This is a genomic window from Stenotrophomonas sp. 85239_Sma, from assembly GCF_056481725.1.
The window spans coordinates 4,546,660-4,565,502 of the sequence record NZ_CM151163.1 but is presented as its reverse complement, the minus strand read 5'-3'; the positions used below and the strand labels follow the sequence as shown (position 1 = coordinate 4,565,502).

Here is an 18,843-nt window from a genome sequence, read left to right as displayed (position 1 = left end):
AGGAGTGGCCCCGACCCCCTGACCATCGGGCGTTGCCCGACAGCGCCCCAACAGCTATGGTCCCGGGCTGTTCTGTCGTACCGGATTGCCTCATGTCACCACGCAAAGCCCTTCCCACCGCCCTGGCCCTGGGCCTGACCCTCGCCGCCGGTGCCCACGCCGATGAAGGCATGTGGATGCCGACCCAGCTGCCGGAACTGGCCAAGCCGCTGCAGGCCGCAGGTTTCAAGGGCAATCCGGCCGACCTGGCCAACGTCACTGCGCCGCCGCTGAGCGCCGTGGTGCGTGCCGGCGGCGGCACCGGTTCGTTCGTGTCCGCCGACGGCCTGCTGCTGACCAACCACCACGTGGCGATGGGCGTGATCCAGTACAATAGTTCGCCCGAGCACGACCTGATCAATGGTGGCTTCATCGCCAAGGACCGTGCCGACGAACGCCCGGCCAACCCGGACTTCCGCGTGCTGGTCACCGTCGGCTTCGACAAGGTGACCGACCAGGTGCTGGCGCAGGCCCGTGGCAAGACCGGTCGTGCCTACTTCGATGCCGTGGATGCGGCCAGCAAGCAGATCGTGGCCGAGTGCGAGAAGGACGGCAGCGTGCGCTGCTCGGTGGCCAACATGTACTACGGCACCGATTTCTACCGCATTGCCCAGCTGGAACTGAGCGACGTGCGCCTGGTGTATGCGCCGCCACGTGCGATCGGCAACTACGGTGATGAGATCGACAACTTCATGTGGCCGCGCCACACCGGCGATTTCACCCTGCTGCGCGCCTATGTCGGCAAGGATGGCAAGCCAGCTGCCTACAGCAAGGACAACGTGCCCTACCAGGCACCGGCACACCTGCAGATGTCGGTGGAAGGCCCGAAGGAAGGCGATTACGCGATGCTGGCCGGTTATCCGGGCATCACCTATCGCCACCGTACCGCCGCCGAATTCGCCGGCCAGATCGATACCGTGCTGCCGCGCCGCGTGTCGGTGTTCCAGCAGATGATCGACACCATCGAGGCCGCCAGCGCCAAGGACGCGCAGGCGCGCACCCGCTACGCCTCGCAGCTGCAGTCGCTGAAGAACAACCGCAAGCGCGCCGCCGGTGAGCTGGAAGGCCTGCTGCGCAGCGACGCCAAGGCCCAGCGTGCGGCCGACGAGACGGCCATGCTGGCCGCCACCGACCGCAAGTACCAGAGCGACATCAAGGCGCTGCTGGCCAACCTGTCGCAGGGCGCGGCGGTGGGCGAGCGTGACCTGCTGCTGGAGCAGATGGCCGCGCAGAGCCAGCTGCTGCGTTCGGCGCTGCTGCTGGAGCGCCTGCGCATCGAATCGGCCAAGCCGGATGCGCAGCGCGATAGCGGCTACCAGCAGCGCGACCAGGCGATGATCGAAGGCGTGCTCAAGCAGGTCCAGCGCCGCTACGCGCCGGAAGTCGAGAAGGCGCTGCTGACCACCCTGCTGACCCGCTACCAGAAGCTGCCTGACGCGCAGCGCGTGGCCGAGTTCGATACGGCCTTCGGCCGTACCCCGGAGCAGCTGGCCAAGGCACTGGACACCCTGTACGCCGGCACCCAGCTGGGTGACGAGGCGCAGCGCCTGTCGCGCTTCGCTGCTGCCCGCGAAGGCAAGGCGCTGGCTGCCGATCCGCTGATCGCCTTGGCCGGCCCGCTGGTGGCCGCGCAGCTGCGCATCGAGAACGAGAGCAAGACCCGCGAAGGCGAGCAGCTGCGCCTGCGCCCGGCCTACATGCAGGCGCTGTTCGCCTGGCGTGCCAAGCAGGGCCGCGCGGTGTACCCGGATGCCAACCGCACGCTGCGCATCAGCTACGGCAAGGTCGAAGCGCTGCATCCGCGCGACGGCGTGACCTACTCGCCGGTGACCACCGTGGCCGGCATCGTCGAGAAGAACACCAACGCCTATCCGTTCGATGCGCCCAAGCCGCTGCTGGCGGCGATTGCCAAGGGTGACTTCGGCAGCACCGCCGACCCGGCGCTGAAGACCCAGACGGTCAACTTCCTGACCAACCTGGATACCACCGGCGGCAACTCCGGCTCGCCGGTGCTCAACGCCAAGGGCGAACTGATCGGCCTGAACTTCGACAGCAACTGGGAGTCGGTCAGCGCCAGCTGGTGGTTCGACCCGCGCTACAAGCGCGCCGTGCACGTGGACATGCGCTACCTGCGCTGGCTGCTGGCCAAGGTCTACCCGGCACCGGAACTGCTGAAGGAAATGGGCGTGCCGGCCCAGTAAGAAGCCGGCCACGACCAATGGTCGTGGCCCGCACCGCGTAGGCCCCCACCTTGGTGGGGGTGGTTGCCCCCAACGAGCCCGCACCCCCGGCCACGCGTGGCCTACACTGCGGGTTCTTCCGACGGAAACGCACGCGTGGTCTCCAGCTGGATCCTGCTGCTGGTCTCGGTTGCCTATGCCGCGCTGCTGTTCGGCGTGGCGTGGTGGGGTGACCGTCGGCCGATGTACCCCGACCGGCCGTGGCTGCGGCCGGTGGTCTACAGCCTGGCGCTGGCCGTGTACTGCTCGTCGTGGACGTTCTATGGCGCGGTCGGCACCGCCGTGCGCAACGGCGTGGGCTACCTGCCGATCTATATCGGCCCGCTGCTGCTGCTGCTGTTCGGCTGGCGCATCATCGAGCGCCTGGCGCTGATCGCGCGCAGCCAGAACGTGGTGTCCATCGCCGACTTCATCTCTTCGCGCTTCGGCCGCTCGCGGCGGCTGGCGGCGCTGGTGGCGATCATCGCGCTGATCGGCATCATTCCGTACCTGGCCCTGCAGTACAAAGCGGTGGCGATGAGCCTGCAGGTGCTGACCGGCAACACCGGCCCGACCGGCTTCTTCACCGACCCGGCGCTGTACGTGGCGTTGCTGATGGCATTGTTCGCCACCCTGTTCGGTACCCGCCAGGTCGATGCCACCGAGCATCACCACGGCATGATGCTGGCGATTGCCTTCGAGTCGGTGATCAAGCTGCTGGCGATGCTGGCCGTAGGCGTGTTCGCCTACCTGTGGCTGAGCAACCGCAGCGACGCGGTGGTTGAATCAGTGCATACGCTGTTCACCGGGCTGCCGCCGGTGGGCTTCATCTCGCAGACCCTGCTCAGTTTCCTCGCCATCATCTGCCTGCCGCGCCAGTTCCACGTGGCCGTGGTCGAGTGCGGTGACGTGCGCGATGTGCGCCGCGCGCGCTGGATGTTCGGCGGCTACCTGGTGCTGATCTCGGGCATGGTGCTGCCGATCGCCACCGCCGGCGTGACCCTGTTCGGCACCGGGGGCAGCGTCGCCGACGATTCGATGGTACTGGCCCTGCCGTTGGCCGAGGGCCGCAACGCGCTGGCGCTGATCGCCTACGTGGGTGGCTTCTCGGCGGCCACCGGCATGGTCATCGTGTCGTCGATCGCGCTGGCCACCATGGTCAGCAACGACCTGGTGATGCCGGTGTTGCTGCGCCGTAGCGGTGACCACCAGGAGGCCGCCGACGTCGCCTCGCGCGTGCTGTGGATCCGCCGCCTGGCGATCCTGCTGCTGGCGCTGATGGCCTACAGCTACTACCGCACCAGCAGCAACGACAGCACGCTGGCCTCGTACGGCCTGATGGCGTTCGCGGCGGTGGCGCAGTTCGCGCCCGGCCTGATCGGTGGCCTGTACTGGCGCGGTGCCAGCCGGCGCGGCGTTGAAGTGGGCATGCTGCTGGGCTTCGCCACCTGGCTGTACACCCTGCTGCTGCCGGCGATGACCATGGCCGGCTGGGTCGATGCCGACTGGGTGCAGCACGGCCCGTTCGGCATCGAGTGGCTGCGCCCGCAACAGCTGTTCGGCATGACCGGCTGGGATCCGCTGACCCACGGCACGTTCTGGTCGCTGCTGGTCAATGCGGCCACGATGATGCTGGTGTCTGCGCGCTGGCGGCCCGGCGTGGACGAACGGCTGCGCGCTGCACCGTTCCTCGACCCGTATGCCGAGCGCCCGTCGGTGGCGGGTGGCTGGCCCGGCCACGTGCACGTGGGCGACCTGCTGGCGTTGGCCTCGCGCGTGGTGGGCGAGCGCCATGCGCGGCGTTCGTTCTTCGAGCAGGCGCAGTCGCTCGGCCGCGAGCTGCAATCCTCGGCGCCTGCGGACCGGCCGTGGGTGCAGTTCACCGAACGCCTGCTGGCCGCGTCCATTGGTGCCGCCTCAGCCCGCCTGCTGCTGACCAGCCTGTTGCGTGGTTCGGGCATGGACCTGGGCGAAGTGGTGGCGGTGCTGGACGAAGCGGGGCAGGAGCTGCGCTTCAACCGCGAGATCCTGTCGACCACGCTGGAGAACATCAGCGCCGGGGTCAGCGTGGTCGACCCGGACATGCGACTGACCGCTTGGAACCGCCGCTACCAGGACATGTTCGGCTACCCCGACGGCATGCTCTACGTGGGCCGCCCGGTGGCCGACCTGATCCGCTACAACGCCGAGCGCGGCGAGCTGGGCGAGGGCGATATCGAAGTGCAGATCAACCGCCGCATCGGCTACATGCGTGCCGGTTCACCGCACGTGTTCGAGCGCACCCGCAGCGATGGCAAGGTGATCGAGATGCGCGGCCAGGCGCTGCCCGGTGGCGGTTACGTGACCAGCTACAACGACATCACCGACTACAAGCACGCGGAAAAAGCGCTGCTGGAAGCGAATGAGACGCTGGAACAGCGCGTGGCCGAGCGCTCGCATGAAGCCGAGGTCGCGCAGCAGTCGAAGACCCGCTTCCTGGCGGCGATCAGCCACGACGTGCTGCAGCCGCTGAATGCCGCAAGGTTGTTCGCTTCCGCGTTGCGCGACAGTGATCATGTGAGCGACGAGCAGAAGCATCTGGCCGAGCGCGTGGACGCGTCGTTGCGTGCGGCCGAAGAACTGCTCGATGGCCTGCTGGATGTGTCGCGGCTGGATGCCGGCGGCCTGCACCCGGTGATCGGCGAGTTCGACGTGAGCGCGCTGATGCGCGAACTGGCCGCGCAGTACACCCCGGTCGCGGCCGGCCGTGGCCTGCGCCTGGACCTGTTCGCGCGCCCGGCCTGGGTACGCAGTGACCGTCGCCTGCTGCGCCGGGTACTGCAGAACTTCCTGGCCAATGCGCTGCGCTACACCCGCCAGGGCCGCATCGTGCTGGCCGTGCGCCAGCGCGGCGACGAAGTGGAACTGCAGGTGTGGGATACCGGTCCCGGCATTCCCGAGCATCACATGCGGCAGATCTTCGACGAGTTCCACCGCTACCAGCAGCCGTTCGACTGGGGCGAGCAAGGCCTGGGCCTGGGCCTGTCGATCTGCCAGCGCATCTCGCGCCTGCTCGACCATCGGCTCAATGCCCGCAGCCGGGTCGGCAGAGGGTCGATGTTCTCGATCATCCTGCCGCGGGTGGCGCCGCTGCCGGGCTACACCGAATTGGCGACCCCGGTACAGGCCGTCGCCGCGCCGGTGCGCAGCGATTCATTGGCCGGCCTGCGCGTGCTGTGCGTGGACAACGACGAGGAGATCCTCGACGGCATGCGCGCGCTGCTCGGCCGCTGGCAGGTGCAGGTGATCACCGCCGCAACCGTCGACCAGGCGCTGGAGAAGATCGCCGAGCGCCCACAGGTGATGCTGGTGGATTACCACCTGCACGACCGCATGGATGGCCTGGACGCGCTGGTGGCGCTGCGCGAGGCAGCCGGTTACCCGCTGCCGGGTGCGCTGCTGACTGCCGATGGTCGCGATGAGCTGAAGCGGATGGCGCGCGAACGCGGTTACCGCGTGCTGACCAAGCCGATCAAGCCGGCCTCGCTGCGCGCCTTCCTGGGCGCGCTGCGCGACGCGCAGTAGTGCCGGCCGCTGGCCGGCAACCACGTAATCGCGGATGTGTTACCCCACGCCGTGCAGGTGTTCGTACAGGATCGTCGCGCCGATGATCACCAGGATCACGCCGCCGATGATCTCCGCACGCTTGCCGACCATGCTGCCCAGTACGCGGCCGAGCATGATGCCGACGGTGACCATGGTCAACGTGCACAGGCCGATCACCGCAGCCATCACGCCGATATGCACGTCCATGAAGGCCAGGCCGACACCCACCGCCATCGCATCGATGCTGGTGGCGAAGCCGGTCAGCGCCAGCTTCCAGAAGCCGTGGTGCTGCGAGGGATCTTCATCGTCCTTGGCGCTGTCCGGGCGCAGGCCGTTGTAGATCATGTGGATGCCCAGCGCGCCGAGCAGGCCGAACGCGATCCAGTGGTCGAAGGCTTCGACGTACTGCAGGGCGGCCCGACCGAGCAGCCAGCCGATGATGGGCGTGATCGCCTCGATGACGCCGAAGATGATGCCGGCACGCAGTGCGTCGCGGAACACCGGCTTGCGCATGGCCGCACCCTTGCCGATCGCCGCGGCGAAGGCATCGGTGGACATGGCAAAGCCGATCAGGAGGATCGAAAGGGGGGACATGGGCGGCGGCTGAGGTCGGGCTAGGACGGACGCACGGCCTGCGCTCGCGCCCAACCTGACGTTGCGCGCGCGGGCCGCTGGTCTCGCCAACCATCATGGTTGTCCACGCCACGGCGCACTGGCCGAGTATGTTGACGTGGACGATTCCTGCGAAGGAATCCGGCTACTCCCCAAGGGGACGCGAAGCTTAGCACCGCGATTCGCGCGTGGCGCATTTCCAGCGAAACGCGCAGGCAGGGCTGGTTTGTATAGCGATGGCTATAAAGGACGAAGCAAGGGCGTGCCAAGCAAGCTTGGCACCCACCGAAGCGGTTTCAGGCGGTTTCAGGGGATTGCCGGCCAGCGGCCGGCACTACCTTCAGTCTTCTTCCGGCGGCAGCACGATGGCGTCGTCGTCGATCGCCAGCTTGCCGGCCATCAGCACCGCCTGGGTGCGGTTGGTCACGCCCAGCTTGCGCAGGATGGCGGTGACGTGCGCCTTGATCGTCGCCTCGGAGACGTTGAGGTCGTAGGCGATCTGCTTGTTCAGGCGGCCGGCGCCGAGCATCTGCAAAACGCGGAACTGCTGGGGGGTCAGCTCGCGCAGGCGCTGGCCGACTTCGCGTTCTTCGCTGCCGGTGGGCGGCACGTTGTGCGCTTCCGGTGGTGCCCAGGTCTCGCCATCAAGGATGGTGCCCAGTGCATGGCCGATGGTGTCCGAGTCGGCCGACTTCGGAATGAAGCCCAGCGCGCCGTGGTCGAGCGCGCGGCGCATTACCGTGGCTTCCTCGCGCGCGGACACCACCACCACCGGCAGGTGCGGGTGCAGCGAGCGCATGTGCACCAGCGCGTTGAAACCCTGCGCACCGGGCATGTTGAGATCCATCAGGACCAGGTCGGCGTCGTTGTGCTGGTCGGCCAGTGCATACAGCGCTTCCACGCTGTCGGCCTCGAACAGCTGCACGCCGGGGATGACCCGCTGCACCGCCCCACGCAGGGCTTCGCGGAACAGCGGGTGGTCATCGGCAATCAGGAGGGTGGTCATGGTCGGGGGGAACCGTGGGGGGGAAACTCTATGGGGTCAGAGCCCTTTCCTGGCGGAAAGGGCTCTGACCCCGGGTGACGCATCAGCGCACCTTGCGCTCGTCCACCAGCGATGCCACCACCGACGGGTCGGCCAGGGTCGAGGTGTCGCCGAGCTGGTCCGGCGCGTTCTCGGCAATCTTGCGCAGGATGCGGCGCATGATCTTGCCCGAGCGGGTCTTCGGCAGGCCCGGTGCCCACTGCAGATGGTCCGGCGTGGCGATCGGGCCGATCTCCTTGCGTACCCAGGCGACCAGCTCCTTCTGCAGTTCGTCGCTCGGCGCTTCTTCGGCCACCAGGGTGACGTAGGCGTAGATGCCCTGGCCCTTCACGTCGTGCGGGAAGCCGACCACGGCCGCTTCGGCCACCTTCGGGTGCGAAACCAGCGCGCTTTCCACTTCGGCGGTGCCGATGCGATGGCCGGACACATTGATCACGTCATCGACGCGGCCGGTGATCCAGTAGTAGCCGTCCTCATCGCGGCGGCAACCGTCGCCGGTGAAGTAGCTGCCCGGGTAGGTGCGGAAATAGGTATCGATGAAACGCTGGTGGTCGCCGTACACCGTGCGCATCTGGCCCGGCCAGGAATCACGGATGATCAGGTTGCCCTCGGTCGGGCCGTCCTGGATCTCGCCATCGGCATTGACCAGCGCCGGCTGCACGCCGAAGAAGGGCAGGGTGGCCGAACCCGGCTTGAGGTCCATCGCACCGGCCAGCGGCGAGATCAGGATGCCGCCGGTCTCGGTCTGCCACCAGGTATCGACGATCGGGCAGCGGCTGTCGCCGACCACTTCGTAGTACCAGCGCCAGGCTTCCGGGTTGATCGGCTCGCCGACGCTGCCAAGCAGGCGCAGCGACGCGCGCGAGGTCTTCTTCACCGGCTCCTCGCCTTCGCGCATCAGTGCACGGATGGCGGTCGGGGCGGTGTAGAAGATGGTCACCTTGTGCTTGTCGATGACGTTCCAGAAGCGCGAGGTGTCCGGGTAGTTCGGCACGCCTTCGAACATCAGCGAGGTCGCGCCGTTGGCCAGCGGCCCGTACACGATGTAGCTGTGGCCGGTGACCCAGCCGACGTCGGCGGTGCACCAGTAGATGTCATCCTCGCGCAGGTCGAACACCGCTTCATGGGTGTAGGCCGCGTACAGCAGGTAGCCGCCGGTGGTGTGCAGCACGCCCTTCGGCTTGCCGGTGGAACCGGAGGTGTAGAGGATGAACAGCGGGTCTTCCGCGTTCATGCGTTCCGGCTCGCAGCTGGCCGGCTGGCTGTCCACCACATCGTGGAACCAGCGGTCGCGCGGCGCCTGCATGTCCACCGCGCCACCGGTGTGGCGCACCACCAGCACGGTTTCCACGGTATTGGTGCCGGGCAGCTTCAGCGCCGCATCGACGTTGGCCTTCAGCGGAATCTTCCGGCCACCGCGCAGGCCCTCGTCGGCGGTGATGATCAGCTTGCTCTGGCAGTCGCTGACGCGGTCGGCGATCGAGTTCGGCGCGAAGCCACCGAACACCACCGAGTGGATCGCGCCAATACGGGCGCAGGCCAGCATGGCCACCGCGGCGTCGACGATCATCGGCAGGTAGATGGTGACCCGGTCGCCCTTCTTGACGCCGAGGTTGCGCAGCGCGTTGCCGAGGCGGCAGGTGCGCTCGTACAGCTCGCGATAGGTCACGTGCTGGGCCGGTGCATCCGGGCCGTCCGGCTCGAACAGCAGGGCGGTCTTGTCGCCGCGCTTCTCGAGCTGGCGGTCCAGGCAGTTCACGCTGGCATTGAGCTCGCCATCCTCGAACCACTTGATGTGGAAATCGGACAGGTCGTAGCTGACGTTCTTGATCTTCGTCGGCTTGCGCATCCACTGCAGGCGCTCGGCGGCCTTGCCCCAGAAACCATCCGGGTCGGTCACCGAAGCCTGGTACTGCTGTTCGTACGACGTCTTGTCGATGCGTGCCTTGGCGGCGAACTGCGGATCGACGGGGTAGATATCAGCCATGGCACCCTCACTTGCACGTTGACTTTGTATGTGCGGTCGCAGCATTGCAGCGACCGATCCCCCTCAGTTTGCCCCATCCACCCCCGGCCGCGTCACCACCCTGGTTAGACCATGGTCGAAAGTGAGCGCCCCGCAGGGCCGGGTTCGACCAATGGCCAATAGCCGCTGTGCGCGAACGCCCCGCAGTCTCGGCTCGACCGTGCCCCACGCGCGGCATCACCTTGCCACTTGGGAGAGAGGGCAACATGAGCCACCGTACGTTGAAAGCCGTGCGCAAACCTTTGGCGGCCTGCCTGTTGGTCGCCCTGGTCGCACCGGGCATGGCGTTCGCAGAGACCGCCAAAGAGAAAGCGCTGGAAGCACGCGTTGCCGAACTGGAACGCCAGGTCCAGCTGCTGCTGTCTTCGCAGCAACAACAGCAGGCCCAGATCAGCCAGACCCAGCAGGCGGTGACCGAAGTCCGCACCGTGCAGGCCGAGCAGAAGCCGGTCGCACAGGTGCCGGCCGGCAAGCAGCCGATCCAGGTCACCACCATCACCCCGGGCGCCGCGCCCGGCACGACGGTCAAGATCGGCGGCTTCATCAAGGCCGACTTCCTGGCTACCCAGACCAGCGATGGCCAGCTGGCCGACGACGCCACCGGCCGCTCCCTGTACCTGCCGGGCCAGACGCCGGTGGAAGGCGCCGGCGGCAGCGGCAAGCGTTCGGGCACCGACTTCAACGCCCACGCCAAGTTCTCGCGCTTCAACCTGGGCATCGACAACGTGAGCGAATCCGGCAACAAGGCCGGTGCGTTCTTCGAGATGGATTTCTTCGGCAACTCGCTGGGCAACCAGACCGCCACCAATACCTACGGTGTGACCCTGCGCCACGCCTACATGTACTGGAACAACTGGATGGCCGGCCAGACCTGGTCCAACTTCATGGACGCGGCCGCATTGCCGGAAGCGGTCGACTTCGTCGGCCCCACCGACGGCGTGATCTTCGTGCGCCAGGCCCAGGTGCGCTACACCCAGGGTGGCTTCAGCGTCGCGCTGGAAAACCCCGAAACCACCACCCTCACCGGTACCCGCAACCCGGTTACCGGGGCCTGGACCAATGCCAGCGCCAACTCCGACCGTGGCAGCCTGCCTGATCTGACCATGCGCTATGGCTGGAAGGGCGACTGGGGCACGTTCGGTGTCGGCGGCATCGTCCGCCAGCTGAAGGTCGACAACCAGGCCACCGGCGCCAAGGCCGACAAGGTGGCCGGCGGCCTGACCCTGGGCGGCAAGTGGGTGATGGGTGACAGCGACTCGCTGCACTACCAGCTGACCGGCGGCGAAGGCATCGCCCGCTACATCGGCCTGGGCATCACCGCCGACAGCGCCTACGACGTGGCCCGCGACGAGCTCAACCCGACCGGCGTGCTTGCCGGTTACGTGGGCTGGCGGCATGCGTTCTCGCCGAAGCTGCGCACCAACCTCATCTACGCGCGCAGCGACTACGACAACGACAGCATCCTCGGCCCGCTGGTGACCAAGAGCGTGCAGAGCATCCGCGGCAACATCTTCTACTCACCGCTGCCCAAGGTCGATATCGGTGCCGAGCTGATGTACGGCCGTCGCGAAGTGGAGAACGGCAACAAGGGTGACATCACCCGGTTGCAGTTCACCACGAAGTACAGCTTCTGATCGAGTGTCGACCAACGGTCGGCACCTACCGAGATTGAGTGCCGACCAACAGTCGGCACCCACCAACAACGATTGCTTCGGAGGGGAAGCGTCTTATGTCCAGCACTGCATCAAGCCCGCACAATCCAGCGGGCACCCTGACCAAGGGCCACAAGAAGGTCATCTTCGCCTCGAGCCTGGGTACGGTCTTCGAGTGGTATGACTTCTTCCTGTACGGCTCGCTCGCCGCCATCATCGCCAAGCAGTTCTTCAGTGGCGTCAATGAAACCACGGGCATGATCTTCGCCCTGCTGGCCTTCGCTGCCGGCTTCTTCGTGCGTCCGTTCGGCGCGGCCTTCTTCGGCAGCCTCGGCGACCGCATCGGCCGCAAGTACACCTTCCTGGTCACCATCCTGATCATGGGCATCTCGACCTTCCTGGTCGGCGTGCTGCCCAACTACGCCTCGATCGGCTTCGCCGCACCGGTGATCCTGATCATCCTGCGCCTGGCCCAGGGCCTGGCGATGGGCGGTGAGTACGGCGGTGCCGCCACCTACGTGGCCGAGCATGCGCCGGACGACAAGCGCGGCCTGTACACCAGCTTCATCCAGTGCACGGCCACGCTCGGCCTGTTCATGTCGCTGCTGATCATCCTGGCCTGCCGCTACTTCCTCGGCAACGAAGCCTTCGAAGCCTGGGGCTGGCGCATTCCGTTCCTGGTCTCGATCCTGCTGCTGGGCGTGTCCGTGTGGATCCGCCTGCAGCTGAGCGAATCGCCGCTGTTCCAGCAGATGAAGTCCGAGGGCAAGGGTTCCAAGACCCCGTTCCGTGACAGCCTGAAGGGCGGCAACCTGAAGCTGATGCTGCTGGTCCTGCTGGGTGCTGCGGCTGGCCAGGCGGTGGTCTGGTACGGCGGCCAGTTCTACGCGCTGTTCTTCCTCAGCAGCATGCTGAAGGTCGATGCCACCACCTCCTACCTGCTGATCGCGGCCGCGCTGGCGCTGGGCGTGCCGTTCTTCATCTTCTTCGGCTGGCTGTCCGACCGTATCGGCCGCAAGAAGATCATCCTGGCCGGCTGCCTGCTGGCCGCCGTCACCTACATCCCGATCTTCAAGGGCTTGACCCACTTCGCCAACCCGGCCATCGAAGAGGCCCGCAGCAGCTCGCCGGCCCTGGTCGTGGCCGATCCGGCCACCTGCTCGTTCCAGTTCGATCCGGTCGGCCTGCGCAAGTTCACCAGCTCCTGCGACGTGGCCACCGCCGCGCTGACCAAGGCCGGTGTGCCGTACGACGTGCAGCCCGCCGCCGCCGGTTCGCTGGCGATGGTGAACGTGGGCAGCGCCAGCGTCACCTCGTATGAGGCGGCCGGCCTGACCAAGGAAGAGGGCAAAGCCAAGGCCGATGCGTTCGGTGCGGAACTGAAGACCGCCCTGACCACCGCCGGCTACCCGGCCAAGGCTGACAGCTCGCGTATCAACTATGCCGGCACCATCCTCATGCTGTGGCTGCTGGTGCTGTACGTGACCATGGTCTACGGCCCGATCGCCGCCTACCTGGTTGAATTGTTCCCGACCCGCATCCGCTACACCTCGATGTCGCTGCCGTACCACATCGGCAACGGCTGGTTCGGTGGCTTCCTGCCGGCGATCTCGTTCGCACTGGTGGCCGGTACCGGCAACCTGTACTACGGCCTGTGGTACCCCATCATCATCGCGCTGATGTCGGTGGTGATTGGTGGCCTGTTCCTGCGCGAGACCAAGGACGTGGATATCACCAAGTAATCGGCGTGCCGACCAACGGTCGGCACCCACCGGGTTTCAGGGGCCGCGGTGCAGACCGCGGCCCTTTTGTTTCCCTGTTTTTGGGGTCAGATCCCTTTCGCCTGCGAAAGGGATCTGACCCCATCGAGACGTGCTGCACCCCGTATAGTCGCTCCATGACCATCACCATGCCGGCCGACCTCCCCGCCCTCCTGCACACTCTGCGCAGTGCGTGGCAGGTCCAGCGTCCATCGCTGGACCAGCGCGAAGCCGACCTGCGCCGCCTGCGTGAGGCGCTGAAGCCGCGCCTGGACGAAATGGCCCAGGCCATCGCCGAGGACTTCGGCCATCGCGCCCACGTCGAATCGAAGCTGGCCGATGGCATGAGCGTGCTCTCGGCCATCGACCACCTGCGCCGCCATCTGCGCCGCTGGTCGACGCCGCAGCGCGTCGGCGCCGGTTGGCGGCTGTGGCCGGCGCGCGCGCAGCTGCGGCCGACGCCACTGGGCGTGGTCGGGGTGATCTCGCCGTGGAACTACCCGGTGACGCTGGCGCTGGTGCCGCTGGCCACCGCGATTGCCGCCGGCAACCACGTGCTGCTGAAACCCTCCGAGCACACCCCGCGCACCAGCGCGTTCCTGGCCGATCTGCTCGCCAGTGTGTTCCCGCCCGATCGGGTGGCGGTGGTGCAGGGTGGGGCGGACGTGGCCGCAGCCGTGTCATCGCTGCCGCTGGACCATCTGTTGTTCACCGGCTCGACGGCGGTTGGCCGCAAGGTGATGGCCGCTGCCGCCGAGCATCTGGTGCCGGTCACGCTGGAACTGGGCGGCAAGTCGCCGGCCATCGTCTGCCGCGATTTCCCACTGGAGAAGGCTGCCGCACGGCTGGCCACCGGCAAGTGGTTCAACGCGGGCCAGACCTGCATCGCGCCGGATTACGTGCTGATCGACACCGCGCGCCAGCGCGAGTTCGTGCAGGCGCTGCAGCAGCAGGTACGCGAGCGCTATGGCGACTTCAGCGACGCCGACGACTACACGCGCATCATCAACGAAGGCCAGTACCGGCGCCTGCAGGGCTATCTGGCGCAGGCGCGCGAACGCGGCGTGCCGGTGATTCCGCTGGCACAGGTGGATGAAGCGCGCGCCGACCGCGAGCGCCTGCTGGTGCCGACCGTGGTGCTGGACCCGCCGGAGGACCTGGACCTGATGCGCGAGGAGATCTTCGGGCCGATCCTGCCGGTGCGGGCCTACCCGGACCTGGACGGCGCGCTGGCCGATGTGCTGTCCCGCGATCGGCCGCTGGCGCTGTATCCCTTCAGCCATGACCGGGCCACGGTGGAGCGCATCCTCGGCCAGGTAGTGGCCGGCGGGGTGACGGTGAATGACACGCTGCTGCACTTCGCCGCCGATGGGTTGCCGTTCGGCGGCGTGGGCGCCAGCGGCATGGGCGCGTACCACGGCCGGGCCGGGTTCGACGCCATGAGCAAGCGGCTGCCGGTGCTGTGGCAGTCGCGCTGGGCGGCCAGTGACCGGTTGCGGCCGCCGTATTCGAAGATTGCGGGGTTGTTGAAGCTGTTGCTGCGGTGAAGCCACGCATGGCGTGGCTCTACTGATTCCGGGGCCGATTCTACATGGGAGTCCGGGCCGGTCCCCGCCCCCGCCCACCCGGTTAGAATGCCCCCATGAAGATCGCCTCGTGGAACGTCAATTCGCTCAATGTCCGCCTGCCGCACCTGGAGCAGTGGCTCAAGGAGTTCGGCCCGGACATCGTCGGTATCCAGGAAACCAAGCTGGAGGACCACAAGTTCCCCGATTCGGCGCTGATCGCCGCGGGCTACCGCAGCGTGTTCGCCGGCCAGAAGACCTACAACGGCGTGGCGCTGCTGTCGCGTGAGCCGGCGCAGGACGTGCAGATCGGCATTCCCGGTTTCGAGGACGAGCAGAAGCGCGTCATCGCCGGCACCTTCGGCGACCTGCGGGTGATCAACCTGTACGTGGTCAACGGCCAGGACATCGGCACCGACAAGTATGAGTACAAGCTGCGCTGGCTTGAGGCGGTGCATGCCTGGATCGCGCAGGAACTGCAGCGGCACCCGAAGCTGGTCGTGATGGGCGATTTCAACATCGCCCCGGACGCGCGCGACGTGCACGATCCGGCGGTGTGGAACGACAACCACATCCTGACTTCCACCGCCGAGCGCGGCGCGCTCAACAAGCTGCTGCAGCTGGGCCTGCACGATGGCTTCCGCCTGCACAACGACGAGTCCGGCACCTTCAGCTGGTGGGACTACCGTGCCGCCGGCTTCCGCCGCAACCTGGGCCTGCGCATCGACCTGACCCTGGTGTCAGACGCGCTGAAGGGCAGTGCGGTGGCCTCGGGCATCGACCGTGAGCCGCGTACCTGGGAACGCCCGAGCGATCACGCGCCGGCGTGGGTGCAGATCGGTTGAGATAGCGCCGGGCCATGCCCGGCGCTATCCGTCAGTTCACCGTATGCTCTTGCGGGTGAACAGGTTGACGATCGCCAGCAGGATGACCGCACCGATCAGCGAGAACAGGAAGGTGCGGAGGGTGATCGCTTCGTTGATGCCGCCGCCGAACAGCCAGCCGGAAATCAGCGCGCCGACGATGCCGACCACGATGTTGAGGATGATGCCCTGCTGGCCATCGCGCTTCATGATGATGCTGGCCAGCCAGCCTACGATGCCGCCGACGATCAGCCAGATGATGATGCCCATGATCGAACCTCCGGTGGGGAACTGTGACCAGTTGACGCGCACGGCCGTGAACCCGTCGTGGAATTGCGTGACGGGCGCGTGCGGATGAGCCTGCCAGCCACCCTCGACGGCCCGTGGCGCTTCGGTCCGGTGACGGTCTGGCGGCGTCCGCATGTGCCAGGCCAGCGCGGCGAACCGCAGGCGCGGCAGGTGCTGGCGCAGGCGCTGGGCGCCGACCCGCAGACGCTGCCACTGGTCCGTGATGACAAGGGCCGGCCGGAACTGAGCGGCGCGCTGGCCCACTACGGCACCGGCTGGAGCCACAGTGGCGAGGTGCTGCTGGTAGCGCTGGGCGAAGGCGTGCGGCTGGGCGTGGACCTGGAGCTGCTGCGGCCGCGGGCCCGCCTGCTGGAGATCGTGCAGCGTTTCTTCCACCCCGAGGAGGTGGCCTGGCTGGAAAGCCTGGACGCGGCCGGTCGCGAGCACTGGTTCTTCCGCGTGTGGTGCATCAAGGAGGCCATCCTGAAGGCGCACGGGCAGGGCATCTCGTTCGGCCTGCACCGCCTGCAGCTGGCACCGGGGGCCGATGGCGCCCTGCACCTGCGCTGGTGCGACCCGGAACTGGGCGAGGCCACGCGCTGGCACCTGCACGAATGGCAGGCCAGCGGCCAGTTCCGTGCGGCGTTGGCCTGGTATCCGCACTGAAGCGGGGAATCAGCGCGCAAAACCGGCGATAATGCCGGTATGAGCGAACACCCACTTCCCGCCAGCGTGGCTGCCACGCTGGAACAGGGCCTGGCCAGCATGGGCCTGGACGCCGCGCTGGCGCCGCCGCTGCTGCGTTACCTGGCCCTGCTGCACCGCTGGAACGGCACCTACAACCTCACCGCCATCCGCGATCCGCAGGAGATGGTCACCCGCCACCTGCTCGACTCGCTGGCGATGCAGCCGTTCGTGGCCGACGGCAGCCTGGCCGACCTCGGCACCGGCCCCGGGCTGCCCGGCATCCCGCTGGCGATCGCCTGCCCGGGCCTGCAGGTCACCCTGGTCGAGAGCAACGGCAAGAAGGCGCGCTTCATGCGCGAGGCCGTGCGCCAGCTCGGCCTGGGCAACGCCCGCGTGGCCGAATCGCGTGCCGAGGCGCTGGACGAGGCCGGCCGCTACGACCAGCTGACCGCGCGCGCGATGGATACCCTGGCCGGCATCGTCCGCGTCGGTGGCCACCTGCTGCGCCCCGGCGGCGTGCTGCTGGCCATGAAGGGCGTCTACCCGCATGAAGAGATCGCGGGCCTGCCGGCTGGCTGGCAGGTGCGCGAGGTGACCCCGCTGGACGTGCCCGGCCTGGCCGGCGAACGCCACCTGGTCACTGTTACAGGCCCCTGATTCCCGTCGCCAGCCCCTTGTGGAACAAGAGGTTGGCGATCCACGATTTCCGCAAGGGGCCGGTTGTACGCATAATGACCGGTCCCAGCACACGTCGACGAGGCACACCCGCATGGCCCGCATCATCGCCATCGCCAACCAGAAGGGTGGCGTCGGCAAGACCACGACCGCCGTCAACCTGGCCGCTTCCCTGGCCAACGCACCCAAGCGCGTGCTGTTGGTCGACCTGGATTCGCAGGGCAACGCGACCATGGGCAGTGGCGTGGACAAACGAGAGCTGGCCGCCTCCACCTGTGACCTGCTGCTCGGCGAGAACAGCGCCGCCGATGTGCGCGTGCAGACGGCCGAGGGCTACGACCTGCTGCCCGGCAACATCGACCTGACCGCTGCCGAGATCCAGCTGATGGGCCAGAGCGAACGCGAGCAGCGCCTGAAGCGCGCGCTGGCGCCGATCCGCGACGAGTACGACTACATCCTGATCGACTGCCCGCCGGCGCTGTCGCTGCTGACGCTCAACGCGCTGGCCGCCGCCGACTCGGTGATCGTGCCGATGCAGTGCGAGTACTACGCGCTGGAAGGCCTGAGCGCGCTGGTGGAAACCATCGAGGCGCTGCGTACCAGCCTGAACCCGGCGCTGGAGATCGAAGGCGTGCTGCGCACCATGTTCGACGTGCGCAACAACCTGGCCAACGCGGTCTCGGCCGAGCTCACCGAGCACTTCGGCGATCGCGTGTTCCGCACCATCGTGCCGCGCAACGTGCGCCTGGCCGAGGCGCCCAGCCATGGCCAGAGCATCGTCGGCTACGACCGCGCTTCGCGCGGTGGCGTGGCCTACCTGGGTCTGGCCGGCGAGATCATCCGCCGCAACAACGAACGCAACAAGGCCGGCAAGGCCGTGGAGATCGTCTGATGACCAGCAGCAAGCCGGCAGCCAAGAAGCGAGGCCTCGGCCGTGGCCTGGATGCGCTGCTGGGCCCGAAAGGCGCGGTCAGCCAGGTGCAGGCCACCACCGCAGTGATCGAGCCGTTGCCGGGTGAAGTACTGCGCAAGCTGGCCGTGGGCCAGCTGCAGCCGGGCAAGTACCAGCCGCGGCGCGAGATGGACGAGGGCAAGCTCTCCGAGCTGGCCGACTCGATCAAGTCGCAGGGCGTGATCCAGCCGATCCTGGTGCGCCAGCTGCCGGCAGGTAACTACGAAATCGTCGCCGGTGAACGCCGCTGGCGCGCCTCGCAGCTGGCCGGCCTGGACGAAGTGCCTGTGGTGGTGCGCGAGCTGGAAGACCGCACCGTCATCGCGATGGCGCTGATCGAGAACATCCAGCGCGAAGACCTCAACCCGCTGGAAGAAGCCGAGGCGCTGCAGCGCCTGATCAGCGAGTTCACCCTGACCCATGCCGAGGCCGCCGAGGCCGTTGGCCGCTCGCGCGCGGCGGTGTCCAACCTGCTGCGCCTGCTGGAGCTGCCGGTGGCGATCCGCCTGCTGCTGGAAACCCGTCGCCTGGAAATGGGCCACGCCCGTGCGCTGCTGACCCTTGCCCCCGAGCTGGCCGGCAAGCTGGCGCAGGAAGCGGCCGACGAAGGCTGGTCGGTGCGCGAGGTCGAGCGCCGTGCGCAGGCCTTCGCCGCCGGCAAGGTGCCAAGCAACCGCCCGGTGGCCACGCCGAAGGTGCAGCAGGCCGACATCGCCTCGCTGGAAACCGAACTGTCCGAAGCGCTGGGTGCCAAGGTGGCGATCAATCATGGCCGCGGCGGCAAGGGCAAGCTGATCATCCACTACACCGACCTGGACACGCTGGACGGCGTGCTGGAAAAGCTGCGCACGCGCCAGGGCTGAGCCCGGCGCAGT

Annotated in this window: 14 protein-coding genes and 1 riboswitch; of the genes, 10 read left to right on the top strand and 4 right to left on the bottom strand. The window is 67.5% G+C overall.

Features of this window, described 5'->3' with window-relative positions:
- Positions 1–92 precede the first annotated feature (92 nt).
- On the top strand, positions 93–2,240 hold the full coding sequence (locus ACYKG1_RS21200) for a S46 family peptidase (protein WP_478471345.1): 2,148 nt from the start codon (positions 93–95) through the stop codon (positions 2,238–2,240).
- A 135-nt stretch (positions 2,241–2,375) separates the two neighbouring features.
- On the top strand, positions 2,376–5,822 hold the full coding sequence (locus ACYKG1_RS21195; RefSeq protein WP_478471343.1) for a hybrid sensor histidine kinase/response regulator: 3,447 nt from the start codon (positions 2,376–2,378) through the stop codon (positions 5,820–5,822).
- 39 nt (positions 5,823–5,861) lie between these two features.
- Here ACYKG1_RS21195 and ACYKG1_RS21190 read toward each other — a convergent pair whose 3' ends face one another.
- The 3 genes from ACYKG1_RS21190 to acs all read right to left on the bottom strand — a co-directional run bounded on the left by ACYKG1_RS21190 (position 5,862) and on the right by acs (position 9,487).
- Positions 5,862–6,437: a manganese efflux pump MntP gene (locus ACYKG1_RS21190; protein ID WP_478471341.1), complete on the bottom strand. Its 576-nt coding sequence runs from the start codon at positions 6,435–6,437 to the stop codon at positions 5,862–5,864.
- Positions 6,438–6,525: 88 nt separating this feature from the next.
- Positions 6,526–6,615: riboswitch (yybP-ykoY riboswitch) on the bottom strand.
- Between the two features lie 180 nt (positions 6,616–6,795).
- Positions 6,796–7,461, bottom strand: coding sequence for a response regulator transcription factor (locus ACYKG1_RS21185; protein WP_006477308.1), 666 nt, complete (start codon positions 7,459–7,461; stop codon positions 6,796–6,798).
- 82 nt (positions 7,462–7,543) lie between these two features.
- Entirely contained in the window at positions 7,544–9,487 is a 1,944-nt protein-coding gene (gene acs / locus ACYKG1_RS21180) for an acetate--CoA ligase (protein ID WP_262228015.1), read from the bottom strand.
- Positions 9,488–9,732: 245 nt separating this feature from the next.
- On the opposite strand from acs, the gene ACYKG1_RS21175 reads away from it, so the two are divergent.
- The 4 genes from ACYKG1_RS21175 to xth all read left to right on the top strand — a co-directional run bounded on the left by ACYKG1_RS21175 (position 9,733) and on the right by xth (position 15,348).
- On the top strand, positions 9,733–11,160 hold the full coding sequence (locus ACYKG1_RS21175; RefSeq protein ID WP_478471339.1) for a DcaP family trimeric outer membrane transporter: 1,428 nt from the start codon (positions 9,733–9,735) through the stop codon (positions 11,158–11,160).
- Between the two features lie 95 nt (positions 11,161–11,255).
- Positions 11,256–12,920: an MFS transporter gene (locus tag ACYKG1_RS21170; RefSeq protein ID WP_100474815.1), complete on the top strand. Its 1,665-nt coding sequence runs from the start codon at positions 11,256–11,258 to the stop codon at positions 12,918–12,920.
- A gap of 155 nt (positions 12,921–13,075) precedes the next feature.
- Positions 13,076–14,485, top strand: a complete 1,410-nt coding sequence (locus ACYKG1_RS21165; RefSeq protein ID WP_478471336.1) for a coniferyl aldehyde dehydrogenase — start codon at positions 13,076–13,078, stop codon at positions 14,483–14,485.
- 95 nt (positions 14,486–14,580) lie between these two features.
- On the top strand, positions 14,581–15,348 hold the full coding sequence (gene xth / locus ACYKG1_RS21160) for an exodeoxyribonuclease III (RefSeq protein WP_262084198.1): 768 nt from the start codon (positions 14,581–14,583) through the stop codon (positions 15,346–15,348).
- A 36-nt stretch (positions 15,349–15,384) separates the two neighbouring features.
- Here xth and ACYKG1_RS21155 read toward each other — a convergent pair whose 3' ends face one another.
- Positions 15,385–15,636 carry a GlsB/YeaQ/YmgE family stress response membrane protein gene (locus ACYKG1_RS21155; RefSeq protein WP_025878785.1) on the bottom strand — a complete coding sequence of 84 codons (252 nt, stop codon included), beginning with the start codon at positions 15,634–15,636 and terminating at the stop codon, positions 15,385–15,387.
- Between the two features lie 84 nt (positions 15,637–15,720).
- Here ACYKG1_RS21155 and ACYKG1_RS21150 point away from each other — a divergent pair, with 84 nt between their 5' ends.
- The 4 genes from ACYKG1_RS21150 to ACYKG1_RS21135 all read left to right on the top strand — a co-directional run bounded on the left by ACYKG1_RS21150 (position 15,721) and on the right by ACYKG1_RS21135 (position 18,831).
- Positions 15,721–16,320: a 4'-phosphopantetheinyl transferase family protein gene (locus tag ACYKG1_RS21150; RefSeq protein WP_262084199.1), complete on the top strand. Its 600-nt coding sequence runs from the start codon at positions 15,721–15,723 to the stop codon at positions 16,318–16,320.
- Positions 16,321–16,359: 39 nt separating this feature from the next.
- Positions 16,360–16,998 carry a 16S rRNA (guanine(527)-N(7))-methyltransferase RsmG gene (gene rsmG, locus ACYKG1_RS21145; protein ID WP_478471334.1) on the top strand — a complete coding sequence of 213 codons (639 nt, stop codon included), beginning with the start codon at positions 16,360–16,362 and terminating at the stop codon, positions 16,996–16,998.
- Positions 16,999–17,110: 112 nt separating this feature from the next.
- Positions 17,111–17,908: a ParA family protein gene (locus ACYKG1_RS21140; protein WP_014648884.1), complete on the top strand. Its 798-nt coding sequence runs from the start codon at positions 17,111–17,113 to the stop codon at positions 17,906–17,908.
- Positions 17,908–18,831 (top strand): ParB/RepB/Spo0J family partition protein, encoded by a 924-nt coding sequence (locus ACYKG1_RS21135; RefSeq protein WP_008267278.1) that lies wholly within the window; start codon positions 17,908–17,910, stop codon positions 18,829–18,831. The genes ACYKG1_RS21140 and ACYKG1_RS21135 overlap by 1 nt, the downstream gene beginning before the upstream one ends.
- The last annotated feature ends 12 nt before the right edge of the window (positions 18,832–18,843 follow it).